General features: G+C 71.6%; 13 protein-coding genes. 10 read left to right on the forward strand and 3 right to left on the reverse strand.

Going from position 1 to position 15,835, the window contains the following annotated elements; all coding sequences use genetic code 11:
- Positions 1 to 128: 128 nt before the first annotated feature.
- Positions 129 to 1,718, forward strand: a complete 1,590-nt coding sequence (gene serA, locus ACIP4Y_RS29625; protein ID WP_358636178.1) for a phosphoglycerate dehydrogenase — start codon at positions 129 to 131, stop codon at positions 1,716 to 1,718.
- 66 nt (positions 1,719 to 1,784) lie between these two features.
- Here the strand turns inward: serA and ACIP4Y_RS29630 are convergent, their stop codons facing one another.
- The gene (locus ACIP4Y_RS29630) at positions 1,785 to 3,299 is read right to left on the reverse strand and encodes an MFS transporter (RefSeq protein ID WP_401398780.1); all 1,515 of its coding nucleotides are present in this window, start codon (positions 3,297 to 3,299) and stop codon (positions 1,785 to 1,787) included.
- Between the two features lie 97 nt (positions 3,300 to 3,396).
- On the opposite strand from ACIP4Y_RS29630, the gene ACIP4Y_RS29635 reads away from it, so the two are divergent.
- Positions 3,397 to 4,008 carry a TetR/AcrR family transcriptional regulator gene (locus ACIP4Y_RS29635; protein ID WP_401398781.1) on the forward strand — a complete coding sequence of 204 codons (612 nt, stop codon included), beginning with the start codon at positions 3,397 to 3,399 and terminating at the stop codon, positions 4,006 to 4,008.
- A gap of 87 nt (positions 4,009 to 4,095) precedes the next feature.
- Here ACIP4Y_RS29635 and ACIP4Y_RS29640 read toward each other — a convergent pair whose 3' ends face one another.
- Positions 4,096 to 5,406: a PucR family transcriptional regulator gene (locus ACIP4Y_RS29640; protein ID WP_401398782.1), complete on the reverse strand. Its 1,311-nt coding sequence runs from the start codon at positions 5,404 to 5,406 to the stop codon at positions 4,096 to 4,098.
- A gap of 144 nt (positions 5,407 to 5,550) precedes the next feature.
- On the opposite strand from ACIP4Y_RS29640, the gene ACIP4Y_RS29645 reads away from it, so the two are divergent.
- The 6 genes from ACIP4Y_RS29645 to ACIP4Y_RS29670 all read left to right on the forward strand — a co-directional run bounded on the left by ACIP4Y_RS29645 (position 5,551) and on the right by ACIP4Y_RS29670 (position 11,784).
- Positions 5,551 to 6,477 (forward strand): proline dehydrogenase family protein, encoded by a 927-nt coding sequence (locus tag ACIP4Y_RS29645; protein WP_401398783.1) that lies wholly within the window; start codon positions 5,551 to 5,553, stop codon positions 6,475 to 6,477.
- Between the two features lie 39 nt (positions 6,478 to 6,516).
- The gene (gene pruA / locus ACIP4Y_RS29650; protein WP_401398784.1) at positions 6,517 to 8,148 is read left to right on the forward strand and encodes an L-glutamate gamma-semialdehyde dehydrogenase; all 1,632 of its coding nucleotides are present in this window, start codon (positions 6,517 to 6,519) and stop codon (positions 8,146 to 8,148) included.
- Positions 8,149 to 8,239: 91 nt separating this feature from the next.
- Positions 8,240 to 8,779 carry a GNAT family N-acetyltransferase gene (locus tag ACIP4Y_RS29655; RefSeq protein WP_401398785.1) on the forward strand — a complete coding sequence of 180 codons (540 nt, stop codon included), beginning with the start codon at positions 8,240 to 8,242 and terminating at the stop codon, positions 8,777 to 8,779.
- Positions 8,780 to 9,046: 267 nt separating this feature from the next.
- Entirely contained in the window at positions 9,047 to 9,178 is a 132-nt protein-coding gene (locus tag ACIP4Y_RS29660) for a hypothetical protein (RefSeq protein WP_306963308.1), read from the forward strand.
- A 237-nt stretch (positions 9,179 to 9,415) separates the two neighbouring features.
- Positions 9,416 to 10,459, forward strand: a complete 1,044-nt coding sequence (locus tag ACIP4Y_RS29665) for a 3-isopropylmalate dehydrogenase (RefSeq protein ID WP_401398786.1) — start codon at positions 9,416 to 9,418, stop codon at positions 10,457 to 10,459.
- Positions 10,460 to 10,695: 236 nt separating this feature from the next.
- Positions 10,696 to 11,784, forward strand: coding sequence for a branched-chain amino acid aminotransferase (locus tag ACIP4Y_RS29670; RefSeq protein WP_401398787.1), 1,089 nt, complete (start codon positions 10,696 to 10,698; stop codon positions 11,782 to 11,784).
- Here ACIP4Y_RS29670 and ACIP4Y_RS29675 read toward each other — a convergent pair.
- Complete coding sequence (locus ACIP4Y_RS29675; RefSeq protein WP_401398788.1) at positions 11,781 to 13,253, reverse strand: cytosine permease; 1,473 nt, start codon at positions 13,251 to 13,253, stop codon at positions 11,781 to 11,783. The two genes, ACIP4Y_RS29670 and ACIP4Y_RS29675, sit on opposite strands and share 4 nt — an antisense overlap.
- A gap of 146 nt (positions 13,254 to 13,399) precedes the next feature.
- On the opposite strand from ACIP4Y_RS29675, the gene ureA reads away from it, so the two are divergent.
- Both ureA and ACIP4Y_RS29685 read left to right on the forward strand, forming a co-directional pair.
- Positions 13,400 to 14,098, forward strand: coding sequence for an urease subunit gamma (gene ureA, locus ACIP4Y_RS29680; RefSeq protein ID WP_401398789.1), 699 nt, complete (start codon positions 13,400 to 13,402; stop codon positions 14,096 to 14,098).
- Entirely contained in the window at positions 14,095 to 15,819 is a 1,725-nt protein-coding gene (locus ACIP4Y_RS29685) for an urease subunit alpha (RefSeq protein ID WP_401398790.1), read from the forward strand. The genes ureA and ACIP4Y_RS29685 overlap by 4 nt, the downstream gene beginning before the upstream one ends.
- Positions 15,820 to 15,835: the final 16 nt, after the last annotated feature.

The raw sequence follows: 15,835 nt of genomic DNA on the forward strand, positions 1-15,835 counted from the left end.
CGCCACACCACTAGACTGCTGCACAACACGCGTCAGGCCCACAGCGTCGTGCGTCTTCCGCGGCTAGCCCCCCTCCTCCGCCTGCGGCCGTCGGGACGGCCGTCCGCATCGCACATGTGAGGACTCACGTGAGCTCGAAACCCGTCGTACTCATCGCTGAAGAGCTGTCGCCTGCCACCGTCGACGCACTCGGTCCGGACTTCGAGATCCGGCACTGCAACGGCGCGGACCGCGCCGAACTGCTGCCGGCCATCGCCGACGTGGACGCGATCCTGATCCGCTCGGCCACCAAGGTCGACGCCGAGGCCATCGCCGCCGCGAAGAAGCTCAAGGTCGTCGCCCGGGCCGGTGTCGGCCTGGACAACGTCGACGTCTCCGCCGCCACCAAGGCCGGCGTGATGGTCGTCAACGCCCCCACCTCCAACATCGTGACCGCCGCCGAGCTGGCCTGCGGTCTCATCCTCTCCACGGCCCGCAACATCCCGCAGGCCAACGCCGCGCTGAAGAACGGCGAGTGGAAGCGCAGCAAGTACACCGGCGTCGAGCTGGCCGAGAAGACGCTGGGCGTGGTGGGCCTGGGCCGTATCGGTGCCCTCGTCGCGCAGCGCATGTCCGCCTTCGGCATGAAGGTCGTCGCCTACGACCCCTACGTGCAGCCCGCGCGGGCCGCGCAGATGGGCGTCAAGGTGCTGTCGCTGGACGAGCTGCTGGAGGTCTCCGACTTCATCACCGTCCACCTGCCCAAGACCCCCGAGACGCTCGGCCTGATCGGCGACGAGGCGCTGCGCAAGGTCAAGCCCAGCGTGCGCATCGTCAACGCGGCGCGCGGCGGCATCGTGGACGAGGCGGCGCTGTACGCGGCGCTGAAGGAGGGCCGGGTCGCCGGCGCCGGCCTGGACGTGTACGCGAAGGAGCCGTGCACGGACTCCCCGCTGTTCGAGTTCGACCAGGTCGTGGCCACCCCGCACCTCGGCGCCTCCACCGACGAGGCCCAGGAGAAGGCCGGTATCGCCGTCGCCAAGTCGGTCCGCCTCGCCCTCGCCGGTGAGCTGGTGCCGGACGCGGTGAACGTGCAGGGCGGTGTCATCGCGGAGGACGTCAAGCCGGGCCTGCCGCTCGCCGAGCGCCTCGGCCGCATCTTCACCGCGCTCGCCGGTGAGGTCGCGGTCCGCCTCGACGTCGAGGTCTACGGTGAGATCACCCAGCACGACGTGAAGGTGCTGGAGCTGTCCGCGCTCAAGGGTGTCTTCGAGGACGTCGTCGACGAGACGGTGTCGTACGTCAACGCCCCGCTGTTCGCGCAGGAGCGTGGGGTCGAGGTGCGGCTGACCACCAGCTCCGAGTCGGCCGACCACCGCAACGTGGTGACCGTGCGCGGCACGCTGGGCACCGGCGAGGAGGTGTCGGTCTCCGGCACGCTGGCCGGCCCGAAGCACGTCCAGAAGATCGTCGCGGTCGGTGACTACGACGTCGACCTGGCCCTCGCCGACCACATGGTCGTCCTGCGCTACGAGGACCGCCCGGGTGTCGTCGGCACGGTCGGCCGCATCCTCGGCGAGGCGGGCATCAACATCGCCGGCATGCAGGTCGCCCGCGCGGCGGTGGGCGGTGAGGCGCTCGCCGTTCTCACCGTGGACGACACGGTGGGCTCCGGTGTGCTGGCCGAGGTCGCCGCGGAGATCGGCGCGACGTCCGCCCGCTCGGTGAACCTGGTCTGATCCGTCTGTGCGGAAAACGCCGGACGGGCCGAGGGGAACCTCGGCCCGTCCGGCGTTTTCCGTTCCCTACTTCTGCCCGGCCTCGATCCTGCGCAGCGTCACCGCCGCTCCCGCCGCCGCCAGCACCAGGATCACCGCCCCGGCCAGTGCGGCGCCCCGCATGCCGCTGGTGAACGCCTCCCGGGCCGTGGCGAGGAGGGTGTCGCCTGCCCGGCCGGGCAGGCGGGCGGCCGTCGCGAGGGCGCCGCCCAGGGTCTCGCGGGCCTGGTCCGGCGCGCTGGCCGGCATCTCGTGGCGGTAGAGCGCCGTACCGATGGAGCCCAGGACCGCCATGCCGAGCGCGCCGCCGAACTCGGCGCTGGTCTCCAGCAGGGAGGAGGCCGTGCCCGCGCGCTCCACCGCCGTGCTGGTCATGGCGAGGTCGGTCAGCTGGGACATGATCGCGACCATTCCGCAGGCGAGGACGCCGGCCCCGACGAGCACCAGCCACAGCGAGTCGGTACCGATGAGGGCGAGCACCACGTATCCGGCCGCCATGGCCGCGAAGCCGGCGGCGACGACGTACCCGCGGTTGACGCCCCGCTGGACGAGCGCTGCCGTGACCGGACCGGCGACCCCGATGAACACCGAGGGCAACAGACTCCACAGGGCCGCCTCCAGCGGGCTCTTGCCGAGGACGGACTGAAGGTACTGCGTGGTGAAGACGGCCGAGCCCATCATGCCGAGGCTGCCGACGAGGTTCAGGACCAGCGCCGGGGTGAAGCCGCGGCCCTTGAGCAGGGCCGGCGGGATCAGCGGCGAGCTGCCGGTGCGCTGGCGCCGGACGAACAGGGCCGCGAAGAGCAGGCCGACGGTGATCGAGACGACGTACTGCGGGTGCCAGCCCTCGGCGGGGATCTCCTTGAGGCCGTAGATCACGGGGAGCACGGCGGCCATGGACAGCGGGACGCTCAGCCAGTCGAAGCGGCCGGGCGCGGGGTGCCTCGACTCGGGCAGCAGCACCGGGCCGAGGACGAGCAGCAGTGCCATCGCGGGCAGGTTGACCAGGAAGACCGAGCCCCACCAGAAGTGCTCGACGAGGATGCCGCTCATCACCGAGCCGAGGGCGATGCCGCCGGTCATCACGCCGGACCACAGTCCGATCGCCTTCCCCCGCTGGGCCGGGTCGGTGAACACCGTGCGCAGCAGGGCCATGGTGGACGGCATCAGGGTCGCGCCGCCGACGCCGAGGATCGCGCGGGCCGCGATCAGGGTCTCGGCGCTGTCGGCGTAGGCCGCGAGGAGTGAGGCGGCGCCGAAGGCCGCGGCGCCCATGAGGAGGAGCCTGCGGCGGCCGATGTGGTCGCCGAGCGAGCCCATCGTCATCAGCAGGCCGGCCAGGACGAAGCCGTAGATGTCGAAGATCCACAGCTGCTGGGTGCCGCTCGGCCGGAGGTCGGCGCTGATTGCGGGGGTCGCGAAGTACAGGACGGAGACGTCCATCGAGACCAGCAGCAGCGGCAGCATCAGCACACCGAGCGCGGTCCACTCGCGGCGCCCGGCTCGGGCAGGGGTGGTGGTGCTCGTCGCGTTCATCGTCATGCCGGAGACTGTACGAGCGTCTTAAACGCTTGTCTAGAACGAATGTATAAGTCACGCGTCTAGGACGGTTGTATGGGTCGTGGGTACGCTGGGCCGCATGGGACACCGTGAGGATCTGCTCGAAGGCGCCAAGCGCTGCCTGCTGGAGAAGGGGTTCCTGCGCACGACCGCGCGGGACATCGTCCGGGAGTCGGGCACCAACCTGGCGTCGATCGGCTACCACTACGGCTCGAAGGACGCGCTGCTGGTGCAGGCGTACATCTCGCTGATCGAGGGCGTGGGCGAGCGCTTCGACCCCGGCGCCGGGGTGGAGACGACCCAGCCCCCGGGCTCGCTGGAGCGCTTCCGGGAGGTGATCGCCGGCATCATCGCCACGGTGCCCGAGTCGCGGGCCATCTGGCTGCTCAGCTTCGAGCTGATGTTCCAGGACGAGCGGCTCCAGGAGGTGCGCAAACTCCTGGCCGAGGCCCAGCGGGAGGGCCGCGCGGGACTCGCGTCCATGTTCACCGGCATCCCGGAGGCGGACCTCGACCAGGAGACGGTCGAGGCCGAGGGCCGCCTCTACCAGACCCTCCTCAACGGCCTGATGGTCCAGTGGCTCTTCGACCCGGACACGGCGACCACCGCCGAGCAGCTCACCGAGGGGCTGCGGCGGGTGATCGCCGGAGTCGGCGGGAGCCGGCCCGCCCAGGGGCCTGCCGGGTCGTAGCGATCGGCGCCCGCCCGCCGGTCGCGTCGCGTACCGCCGGTCCCAGGGCGCCCGGCAGCAGCAGACGGGCTCACCCTGACGGGCCGGCTACAGCCGGGCGCGCTTCAGTGCCATGTGCAGCAGCAGCCGGTCCTCGCCGTCGTCCAGGTCCAGGCCGGTCAGATGTTCCACGCGGGACAGGCGGTAGTAGAGCGTCTGGCGGTGGATGCCCAGCTCGGAGGCCGTGCGGCCGGCCTGCCCCGCGCAGTCGAGGAAGACCTCGGCGGTGCGGGCCAGTTCCCGGTGGGCGGGGGAGAGGAGCGGGCCGACCACGCGGTCGTGCGCGGCCTGGGGCGGCAGTGCGGTCAGCAGCCGGTACGGCCCGATCCGCGCCCACTGCGCGACCGGCCCGAACCGCGGCTCGGCCAGCGCGGCACGCGCCGCGGCCGCGGCCTCCTGCCAGACCGTGCCCAGCTCGGCGAGGCCGGTGCGCGGCTCGCCGACCCCGGCCGCGACGGCGGCACCCCCGGCCCCCGCGGTGAGTCCCGCGGCGACCGCCGCCGCCACCCGGGCGGCGGCCCCGCGGGCCGCGCCGCCCGCCGTCCCGCGCGCCCCCTCGGCCTCCTTCAGCAGCCGCGTGGCCGCCGCCAGCGCGGGTGCGCTCGTCTCCGTGGTCCGCAGCCGCACCAGCAGCGCCAGGCTCTGCCCCGTCGCGCCCCACGGCAGCGTGCACAGCGCGGTGGCGTGCGGGATCGTACGGGCGGCCGGGGCGTCGTCCGGGTCGGCCGACGGCCAGGGCGCGACACAGACCAGGGTGTGCGGGCCGTCCGCGCGGGGCCCGAGGGCGGTGCGCAGATCGGCCACCGCCATGTCCTGCTGCCAGCCGCCTTCCGCGGTGAGCACCGCCCGCAGCTCCCGGCTGAGCCCCGCGCCGGCCTCCGCCTCGTCGGCGAGCAGCGCGCCGATCCGGTCCGCGACCCGCATCGCGGCGGCCAGTTGGGCGTCGGTCGGCCCGGGGTCGCCGTCCAGCAGCCAGACGTAGCCGAGGACGACGCCCCGGTGACGTACGGGCAGGCAGATCCGGCCGCGGTAGACGCCGGCCTCGGTGCTCGGCGGGATGCGGACCGGTCCGGTCGCGCGGGTGATGCCGAAGCCCTCGAACCAGGCCCGCACCGTGGCCGTGGAGCGCCGGGTCAGGATCGAGCGGGTGCGCACCGGGTCCAGCGCGGACGGGTCCAGCTCGTCCTCGCTGTCGTAGGCACCGAAGGCGATCAGCTCGAAGTCGCGGTTCTCCAGGGTCGCGGGCACCCCGAGCAGCTCCGAGATCTCGTCCACCAGCTCCTGGTAGTCCGCCTTGAACGCCTTGAAATCCGCCGCCACTCGGGCATTCTCCCTCATTCTCCGGCCGCCTTCATACATCTGTCTGAGATCCCGGGCACGGATGCGTGACAGCTGTCGATGGCCGAGGATCGGAGAGATCCTTAGGTTTCACGGTGGTTCTCCGTGCCGTACCCGAATCGTCGGGTGATGGCCGTATTCGGTGCTTGTCTGTGGAGGTGCCCCGTGCTGGGTCCCGTGATTCTCGCCGCGTCGCGCAGCGACCGGATGCGACGCCTGATCTCGGCGGCCCCGGTGACCAAGCAGGTCGTCGACCGCTTCATCCCCGGCGAGACCGTCGCCGACATCGTCCCGATCATCGAGGACCTGACGGCCAAGGGCCTGGAGCTGACGATGGACGTCGTCGGCGAGGACATCACCACCCCCGAGCAGGCCGCCCACGCCCGCGACGCCTACCTGGCGCTGGTCGACCACCTCAAGGAGCTGGAGCTCGGCGAGCGGGTCGAGATGTCGGTGAAGCTGTCGATGTTCGGCCAGGCCCTTCCCGGTGGCCACGAGCTGGCCCTCGCCAACGTCCGCCCGGTGGTCGAGGCGGCCGCCGCCATCGGCACGACGGTGACACTGGACGCCGAGGACCACACCACCCTCGACTCGATGTTCGCCATCCACGAGGAGCTGCGGAAGGACTTCCCGCAGACGGGCTGCGTCATCCAGGCCTACCTCTTCCGCACCGAGGCCGACGCCCGCCGCCTCGCGGCCTCCGGCAGCCGCGTCCGCCTGGTCAAGGGCGCCTACAAGGAGCCCGCCGAGGTCGCCTTCCAGCAGAAGCACGAGATCGACAAGGCGTACGTCCGGATCCTGAAGATCCTCATGGACGGCGAGGGCTACCCGATGGTCGGGTCGCACGACCCGCGCCTGATCGCGATAGCCCAGGAGCTGGCCCACAAGGCCGGCCGTAAGCTCGACGAGTACGAGTTCCAGATGCTCTACGGCATCCGCGGCGACGAACACCTGCGGCTGGCCGCCGAGGGCCACCGCATGCGCGTCTACACCGCCTACGGCACCGACTGGTACGGCTACTTCATGCGCCGTCTCGCGGAGAAGCCGGCCAACCTCCGGTTCTTCCTCCGTTCCATGGTCAGCAAGGGCTGAGCCCGAACACCCGCTCACGTACAAGGAGTTACGGATCTCATGGACGCTGTGACCCAGGTCCCCACCCCCGTCAACGAGCCGGTGCACGGCTACGCCCCCGGCTCGCCCGAACGCGCCCGGCTGGAGGGCAAGCTCAAGGAGCTGGCCGAGAACCCGATCGACCTGCCGATGACCATCGGCGGGGAGAAGCGGATGGGCGGCGGCGAGACCATCCAGGTGGTCCAGCCGCACAACCACAAGTCCGTCATCGGCACCCTGCGCAACGCCACCCAGCAGGACGCGCGGGACGCCATCGACGCGGCCCTGGCCGCTGCGCCGGCCTGGCGTGCGATGTCCTTCGACGACCGCGCCGCGATCATCCTGCGCGCCGCCGAGCTGCTGGCCGGCCCCTGGCGCGAGACCCTCGCCGCCTCCACCATGCTGGGCCAGTCCAAGACCGCCCAGCAGGCCGAGATCGACACGCCCTGCGAGCTGGTCGACTTCTGGCGCTTCAACGTCCACTACGCCCGCCAGATCCTCGCCGAGCAGCCCCCGGCGAACTCCCCGGGCGTGTGGAACCGCCTGGACCACCGCCCGCTGGAGGGCTTCGTCTACGCGATCACGCCGTTCAACTTCACGGCGATCGCCGGCAACCTGCCCACCGCCCCCGCCCTGATGGGCAACGTGGTCGTCTGGAAGCCGTCCCCGACGCAGACCCACGCGGCCGTCCTCCTCATGCAGCTGCTGGAGGAGGCGGGCCTGCCCAAGGGCGTCATCAACCTCGTCACCGGCGACGGCATCGAGGTCTCCAAGGTCGCCCTGACCCACCGCGACCTGGCCGGCATCCACTTCACCGGTTCGACCAAGACCTTCCAGTACCTGTGGAAGACGGTCGGCACCAACATCGAGAAGTACCGCTCCTACCCGCGCCTGGTCGGCGAGACCGGCGGCAAGGACTTCCTCGTCGCGCACCCGTCGGCCGACCGCGCGGTGCTGAAGACCGCCCTCACCCGGGGCGCCTTCGAGTACCAGGGCCAGAAGTGCAGCGCCACCTCCCGCGCGTACATCCCGGCCTCCATCTGGAACTCGGGCTTCAAGGAGGAGTTCGCGGCCGAGGTCGACTACCTGACCATGGGTGACGTCACCGACCTGTCCAACTTCATCGGCGCCGTCATCGACGACCGGGCGTTCGCCAAGAACAAGGCCGCGATCGACCGCGCCAAGGCGGACCCGGCCTGCACGATCGTCGCGGGCGGCACCTACGACGACTCGGTGGGCTACTTCGTCCGCCCGACCGTCATCGAGTGCACCGACCCGGAGAACGAGGTCTTCACGACCGAGTACTTCGGCCCGATCCTCGCCGTGCACGTCTACGAGGACGACAAGTACGACGAGATGCTGACCCAGATGGAGTCGGTCTCGGACTACGCCCTCACCGGCTCGGTCATCGCCAATGACCGTGCCGCCGCGGCCTACACGATGGAGAAGCTCCGCTACGCGGCGGGCAACTTCTACATCAACGACAAGTCGACCGGCGCCGTCGTCGGCCAGCAGCCCTTCGGCGGTGGCCGGGCCTCCGGCACCAACGACAAGGCCGGCGCCCCCCAGAACCTCCAGCGCTGGACCCTGACCCGCGCCATCAAGGAGACCCTGGTCCCGCCGACCGACTACGCCTACCCGCACATGGGCTGACCCTCAGCCCCCCGAACACGGGCCGGGAACCCTGACACCGCTCAGGCTTCCCGGCCCGTCTCCATTCCGGGGCCGGATGCGACAGTGGAGCATGACCACTCACCTGCGCCTCACCCACACCGCCGGCCTGAAGCGGCCCGAACTCCGTGCCGTGCGGGCCCTGTTGGACGCCGCGTTCGACGGGGACTTCTCGGACGAGGACTGGGACCACGGGCTCGGCGGGATGCATGTGCTGATCCGGGACGGGGGCGGGCTCGCCGCTCACGGGGCCCTCGTGCTGCGCCGGGTGCGGCACCGGGGGCGCTGGCTGCGGGCCGGGTACGTGGAGGCCGTCGCCGTGCGGGCCGACGTGCGCCGCACCGGGCTCGGCGGGCGGGTGATGGCCGAGCTGGAGCGGCTGACCGACCGGGCCTACGACCTCGGCGCGCTCGCCGCGAGCGAGGACGGGGCCCCGCTGTACACCGCGCGCGGCTGGCAGCGGTGGCCCGGGCAGGTGCACGCCCTCTCACCGGACGGGATCGTCCGGCTGCGGGAGGACGAGGGCGGTGTGTACGTACGGCCCGCGCTCGCCGGACCGCTGGACCCCGACGGCGAGCTGGTCTTCGACTGGCGCGACGGTGACGTGACCTGACGGCATCACCCGAGCGCACGAAAGCCCAGTTCACAGCGGTGCGACCCGGTCCGCCGTCTCAGATAGTAGGAAGTCCGAGTAATTGTGCAGACAGACGCGGGCCGCTCCCTTAATTTGAAAGGAGCCGAACGTCTCGCTCGATCCAGCGAATGGCGGTCGTGAGCCAGGCCCCGTGCAGGCAACCCCTGCGGCCGGTGCTCCCCGCCCCTTCCGGCGACTCGCAACCCTCACTGCCGTGCTCCACGTATGCCGAAGGAGTCGATCGCCATGGCCGAGACGACCGTCCGCCGCCGAGTCCGCCACGTGTCCCGCACGAGCGAGTCCGACCGCCAGAACGCCGCCGCCGCCCTCCAGCGCGCCCTGGACCGCCGGGACAACGGCGGCTCGACCGGCCACTGAGCCGGACCACCAGCCGGGAGCCGCATCCCACGGGGTGCGGCGCGGCTCACCCGCCGCGCCGCACCTCGAAGTGGTCGATCCGCCGCCCGTCCTGCGCCCGCCACGGCCCAACGCCCTTGCCGCGCAGGGGTGAACGCCAGCCGACAGGAGCACGCCGGCCACCCGTCCGAGTGTCCGCAAGTGTCCGCATGGCGGACAGCGCGTGTCATCACATGGGACGAGGAGTAGGGTGCACGCATGTCTCGCAGCATCAATCTCGCAGTGATCCCCGGTGACGGCATCGGCCAGGAGGTCGTGGCCGAGGGTCTCAAGGTCCTCTCCGCCGTCCTGCCGCAGGATGTGAAGCTGGAGACCAAGGAGTACGACTTCGGCGCCAAGCGCTACCACGCCACCGGTGAGACCCTCACCGACGCCGACCTCGACTCCCTCAAGCAGCACGACGCGATCCTGCTCGGCGCCATCGGCGACCCGAGCGTCCCGTCCGGCGTCCTGGAGCGCGGCTTCCTGCTCAAGCTCCGCTTCGCCTTCGACCACCACGTCAACCTGCGCCCCTCGAAGTTGCTCCCCGGCGTCGCCACCCCGCTCGCCGGCCAGCCGGAGATCGACTTCGTCGTCGTCCGCGAGGGCACCGAGGGCCCGTACACCGGCAACGGCGGCACCATCCGCAAGGGCACCGAGCACGAGGTCGCCACCGAGGTCTCGGTCAACACCGCCTTCGGTGTCGAGCGCGTGGTCCGTGACGCCTTCGAGCGCGCCCAGGCCCGCCCGCGCAAGAAGCTGACGCTGGTCCACAAGAACAACGTGCTGACCTTCGCCGGGCACCTGTGGACGAACATCTTCAACAAGGTGGCCCAGGAGTACCCCGAGGTCACCACCGACTACATCCACGTCGACGCGGCGACGATCTACCTCGTCACCGACCCCGCCCGCTTCGACGTCATCGTCACCGACAACCTCTTCGGCGACATCATCACCGACCTCGCCGCGGCCGTCTCCGGCGGCATCGGCGTGGCCGCCTCCGGGAACATCAACCCCACCCGCGAGTTCCCGTCCATGTTCGAGCCGGTCCACGGCTCGGCCCCGGACATCGCCGGCCAGGGCAAGGCCGACCCCACCGCCACCGTCCTGTCCGTCGCCCTGCTGCTGCGCCACCTGGGCTACGACACCGAGGCCGACCGCATCGACGCGGCGGTCGCCGCCGACCTCACCGAGCGCGCCGGGCAGCCCTCCCGGAGCACCTCAGGGATCGGCGACGCGCTCGCCGTACGCGTAGCCGGCTGACCCGCCGCGCTACACCGAGCCGCCGGGTCGCAACCGCACCCGGCGGCTTTTCCTGTGCCTCGCCGGGTGCCACCATCAACCCTGGGCCGCTTCACCCCGATTCCGTCCGCTGCCGCCTCCGCGCGATAATCGAACGCGGAGCCGCGGTATGAGGGAATGCTCGGACGTCCTAGCACTGGCGACCGGCAGTACAGGCGTGAGCGCGGCCCGTCACTACAACCGGTGAAGGACAACACATGACGACGCCCACGATCGAGCTCAAGCCCTCCGCCAGCCCGCTCGCCGCCGCAGAGCGCGAGGCGATCCTGGCCCACCCGGGCTTCGGCCGCCACTTCACCGACCACATGGTGACGATCAAGTGGACCGAGGGCCGCGGCTGGCACGACGGTCAGCTCGTTCCGTACGCGCCGATCCCCCTCGACCCGGCCACCCACGTCCTGCACTACGCGCAGGAGATCTTCGAGGGCCTGAAGGCGTACCGGCAGCCCGACGGCTCGGTCGCCCTGTTCCGGCCGGACCAGAACGCCAAGCGCTTCCAGCGCTCCGCCCGCCGCCTCGCCATGCCGGAGCTGCCGGTCGAGACGTTCATCGAGGCCTGCGACGCCCTGGTCCGCCAGGACATCGACTGGGTGCCCGCGCACGGCGGCGAGGAGTCGCTGTACCTGCGGCCGTTCATGATCGCCACCGAGGTCGGGCTGGGCGTGAAGCCCGCCAACGAGTACCTGTTCATCGTCATCGCCTCCCCGGCCGGCGCCTACTTCCCGGGCGGCGTCCGGCCGGTGTCCATCTGGGTCTCCGAGGACCGCGTCCGCGCCGTCCCCGGCGGCATGGGCGACGCCAAGACCGGCGGCAACTACGCCGCGTCCCTGCTCGCCCAGGCCGAGGCCGCCGCCGAGGGCTGCGACCAGGTCTGCTACCTCGACGCGGTCGAGCACAAGTGGGTCGAGGAGCTGGGCGGGATGAACCTGTACTTCGTGTACGGCAACAAGATCATCACGCCCAGCCTGACCGGCTCCATCCTGGAGGGCGTCACCCGTGACTCCCTGCTCGCCGTCGCCCGTGACCTCGGGTACGAGTCCGAGGAGGGGCGCGTCTCCGTGGACCAGTGGCAGCGCGACTCCGAGAACGGCACCCTGACCGAGGTCTTCGCGTGCGGCACCGCCGCCGTGATCACCCCGGTCGGCACCATCAAGCGGGCCGGTGCGCAGTGGCAGCAGAGCGGTGGGGAGCCGGGCGAGGTCACCGTGCGGCTGCGTGAGGCCCTGCTCGACCTCCAGCGGGGCACGGCCGAGGACAAGCACGGCTGGATGCACAGGATCGGCTAAGCGCGCGGTTCGAAGTGCCGCGAAGGGGTGTCGGGCGTCTGCGGGGTCGTGGTGGTTGATCGTGCAGTTCCCCGCGCCCCTCCGGGGCGCTGCTCAGCCGGCGTCAGCAGCAGGTACACCGCGCCCCCGACCAGCCCCGACAGCAGGAAGCTGCAGTCCACCCCGCCCGTCAGGGACAGCAGCGGGCCCTCGTACGACGGCAGGGAGACCGCCAGCAGGCCGACGCCCGCGCCGAGTGCCCAGGACACGGTCGCCTGGACGTTCCAGCCCGCCCGGTACCAGTAGATCCCGCCCCGGGAGCGGCGGTTGAAGACCTGGAGGGCGTCGGCGTCGTACACACCGCGGCAGCGGGCGAAGCCGATGAGGGTGATGACCGCCCAGGGGGTGCCGATGGCGGTGAGCAGGAGCACGAAGGAGGTCATCGCCGACTGCGCGTCCCAGGCGTAGTGGCCGGCGAAGACGCAGGCCGTGGCCACGATCGCCACGGTGCAGGTGGCGCGGGCGCGGGAGGCGCTGGGCAGGATCGCGTCCAGGTCCAGGCCCATGGAGTACAGCATCAGCCCCGCGTTGCCGACGGAGCCCGCGGAGGCGGACAGCAGCAGCGGCACCAGGTACCAGCCGGGGGAGGCCGCGACCAGCGGGCCCGCGTAGTCGGTGGCCGCCCCGGCCGCGTACGCCGTGAAGGTGCCGAAGAGCTGGGGGACCAGCAGGCCGAGCACCAGCCCGAGCCAGGTGGCGTGCAGCACGCGGCGCGAGGAGTGGCGGGCCGGGGAGATGTAGCGGGTGTAGTCGCCGAGCAGCGTGATGAAGGCGATGGGGCCGGACAGGCCCGCCGCCACCGCCGCCAGGAACCAGGTCGGCCAGAAGGAACCCAGCAGATAGCCGCCCGCGCCCGGCAGCGCGCCGGTGCTGAAGTGCGGGGCGTAGGCGAGGACGCCGAGCAGCAGCAGCGCCGTCATGCCGATCGCGAGGACGCGGGACATGGCGAGCAGCACCCGGTAGCCGTAGACCGCGCCGGCGACGGTCGCACCGGCGAGCACGGCGTAGACGAGGGCGTACGACACCCCGTCCGCCGGCACCCCGAAGAGCCGGCCCAGGACCGTCAGCATCACGTCCCCGCCGATCCACACCGTCAGCGCGGTGTAGCCGAGCGCCAGCAGCAGCCCGACCACCGAGCCGACGAGCCGGCCGCGCACGCCGAACTGGGCGCCGGAGGAGGTGGACAGGTTGGTCGCGGTGCGCAGGGAGACCAGGGCGAGCGGGGCCGTGAACAGGGTGCCGACCACCGTGCCCGCCACGATCGCGGTCACCGACGCCCACCAGCCGAGCCCGAAGGACGGCGGCAGCCAGCCGAAGATGATCACTCCGAGGCAGAGGTTGGAGCCGAGCAGGATCGACACGAGGTCCCGTGGCCCGCTGGTGCGTTCCTCGTCCGGGATGGTGTCGACACCGCGCTGTTCTATCGGCATGGCTGGTCTCCTTCGACGGCCGCCTCAGTGGATTAGAGCGACGTTCAATGTGACGTGGAGCCTGCCGCTAGGTCAATCCTTCCGTGCCGCGGAATCTGTGTTTAGAGTGGTGTTCTAACTCGGGGAAGGCAAGGAGGTGCCGGGTCGTGAGACTGACCCCCACGGAACGTGACCGGCTGCTGCTCTTCGGAGCCGCCGAGCTGGCCCGGGCCCGCCGGGCGCGCGGTCTGCGGCTGAACGTGCCCGAGGCCACCGCGCTGATCGCGGACACGGTGTGCGAGGCGGCCCGGGACGGCAAGCGGCTCGCCGAGGCCATCGAGGCGGCCCGCTCGGTCCTCGGCCCCGAGGACGTCCTGCCCGGCGTCGCCGACGTCGTCACCGAGGTGATGGTCGAGGCCGTCTTCGACGACGGCTCCCGGCTCGCGGTCGTCTCCCATCCCATCGGCGGCGGCCTCGGCGAGCACGCCCCGGGCGCCCTGCTCCCCGGCCCCCAGCACGCCGACCCCGCGCCGGTCGTCCGGCTCCGCGTGACCAACACCGCGACCGTGCCGGTCTCCGTCACCTCCCACTTCCACTTCTTCGAGGCCAACCCGCGGCTCGGCTTCGACCGCGAGCAGGCCTACGGCATGCGGCTCGCCGTACCCGCCGGCTCCTCCGTCCGTTTCGGGCCCGGGGAGAGCGAGGAGGTCGGGCTCGTGCCGATCGGCGGCGAGCGGATCGCGATCGGCTTCGCCGGACTGGTCGACGGGCCGCTGGACGCGCCCGGGGCGAAGGAAGAGGCCCTCCGCAGGGCCGCCGCCTGCGGATACCTGGGAGTGACACCGGAAGGAGGCGGGCAGCGATGAGCCGCTCGAAGGGACGAGAGGTGAGCCGGTCGATCCACGTCGACCCGCACGCCTACGCGGCCACCCACGGCCCCCGCGCCGGCGACCGGATCCGCCTCGGCGACTCCGGGCTCACCGTCCGCGTCGAGTCCGACTCGCAGAAGTACGGCGACGAGTTCCTCGCCGGCTTCGGCAAGACCGCCCGCGACGGACTGCACCTGAAGGCCGCCGCCGTCCGCGACACCTGTGACGTCGTGATCAGCAACGTCGTCGTGATCGACGCGGTGCAGGGGATCAGGAAGGTCTCCATCGGCATCCGCGAGGGCCGGATCTGCGCGATCGGGCGCGCCGGCAACCCCGACACCCTCGACGGCGTCGACGTCGTCGTCGGCACCGGCACCTCGATCGTGTCCGGCGAGGGGCTGATCGCCACCGCCGGGGCCGTCGACACCCACGTCCACCTGCTGTCGCCGCGGATCATGGAAGCGTCCCTCGCCTCCGGCGTCACCACGATCATCGGGCAGGAGTTCGGCCCGGTGTGGGGCGTCGGCGTCAACTCGCCCTGGGCGCTGCGGCACGCCTTCAACGCCTTCGACGCCTGGCCGGTCAACATCGGCTTCCTGGGCCGGGGTTCGTCCTCCCACGAGGCACCGCTGATCGAGGCCCTGGCCGAGGGCGGGGCGAGCGGCTTCAAGGTGCACGAGGACATGGGCGCCCACACCCGCGCCCTGGACACCGCGCTGCGGGTCGCCGAGGAGCACGACGTCCAGGTGGCCCTGCACAGCGACGGCCTGAACGAGTGCCTGTCGGTCGAGGACACCCTCCGGGTGCTGGAGGGCCGCACGATCCACGCCTTCCACATCGAGGGCTGCGGCGGCGGACACGTGCCCAACGTGCTGAAGATGGCCGGCGTCCCGAACGTGATCGGCTCCTCCACCAACCCCACCCTGCCCTTCGGCCGGGACGCGGTCGCCGAGCACTACGGCATGATCGTCTCCGTCCACGACCTCAAGCCCGACCTGCCCGGTGACGCAGCCATGGCCCGCGACCGGATCCGGGCCGGCACCATGGGCGCCGAGGACGTGCTGCACGACCTGGGCGCGATCGGCATCACCTCCTCCGACGCCCAGGGCATGGGCCGCGCCGGTGAGACGGTCCGCCGTACGTTCGCCATGGCCGGCAAGATGAAGGCCGAGCTGGGCCCGCTGGAGGGCGACGGCGAGGGCGACGACAACGCCCGCGTGCTGCGCTACATGGCCAAGCTGACCATCAACCCGGCCATCGCGCACGGCCTCGTCCACGAGGTCGGATCGATCGAGGTCGGCAAGCTCGCCGACATCGTGCTGTGGCGCCCGGAGTACTTCGGCGCCAAGCCACAGCTCGTCCTCAAGGCCGGTTTCCCGGCGTACGGCGTGGTCGGCGACCCCAACGCGGCCACCGACACCTGCGAACCCCTCGTGCTGGGACCGCAGTTCGGGTCGTACGGCGCCACGGCCGCCGACATCTCGGTGGCGTTCGTCGCCCGGGCGGCCGTCGACCAGGGCAACGACACGATGCCGACCCGCAGGAGAAGGGTCGCCGTGCGCGGCACCCGGGGCATCGGCCCCGCCGACCTCCGCCTGAACTCCCGTACCGGAGCGGTGGACGTGGACCGGCGTACCGGCCTGGTCACCCTCGACGGCGACCCGCTGCGCTCCGAGCCGGCCGACTCCGTCTCCCTCAACCGCCTCTACTTCCTCTAACCACCAGGGATCCCAC

Source organism: Streptomyces sp. NPDC088810, from assembly GCF_044750305.1.
Taxonomy (GTDB): Bacteria; Actinomycetota; Actinomycetes; order Streptomycetales; family Streptomycetaceae; genus Streptomyces.

Excerpts from the sequence above, each read along its gene's own strand:
- ACIP4Y_RS29630 (WP_401398780.1), bottom strand. The coding sequence starts at position 3,299 with ATGACGATGAACGCGACGAGCACCACCACCCCTGCCCGAGCCGGGCGC.
- ACIP4Y_RS29635 (WP_401398781.1), top strand. The coding sequence starts at position 3,397 with ATGGGACACCGTGAGGATCTGCTCGAAGGCGCCAAGCGCTGCCTGCTG.
- ACIP4Y_RS29640 (WP_401398782.1), bottom strand. The coding sequence starts at position 5,406 with ATGTATGAAGGCGGCCGGAGAATGAGGGAGAATGCCCGAGTGGCGGCG.
- pruA (WP_401398784.1), top strand. The coding sequence starts at position 6,517 with ATGGACGCTGTGACCCAGGTCCCCACCCCCGTCAACGAGCCGGTGCAC.
- ACIP4Y_RS29655 (WP_401398785.1), top strand. The coding sequence starts at position 8,240 with ATGACCACTCACCTGCGCCTCACCCACACCGCCGGCCTGAAGCGGCCC.
- ACIP4Y_RS29660 (WP_306963308.1), top strand. The coding sequence starts at position 9,047 with ATGGCCGAGACGACCGTCCGCCGCCGAGTCCGCCACGTGTCCCGCACG.
- ACIP4Y_RS29665 (WP_401398786.1), top strand. The coding sequence starts at position 9,416 with ATGTCTCGCAGCATCAATCTCGCAGTGATCCCCGGTGACGGCATCGGC.
- ACIP4Y_RS29670 (WP_401398787.1), top strand. The coding sequence starts at position 10,696 with ATGACGACGCCCACGATCGAGCTCAAGCCCTCCGCCAGCCCGCTCGCC.
- ACIP4Y_RS29675 (WP_401398788.1), bottom strand. The coding sequence starts at position 13,253 with ATGCCGATAGAACAGCGCGGTGTCGACACCATCCCGGACGAGGAACGC.
- ACIP4Y_RS29685 (WP_401398790.1), top strand. The coding sequence starts at position 14,095 with ATGAGCCGCTCGAAGGGACGAGAGGTGAGCCGGTCGATCCACGTCGAC.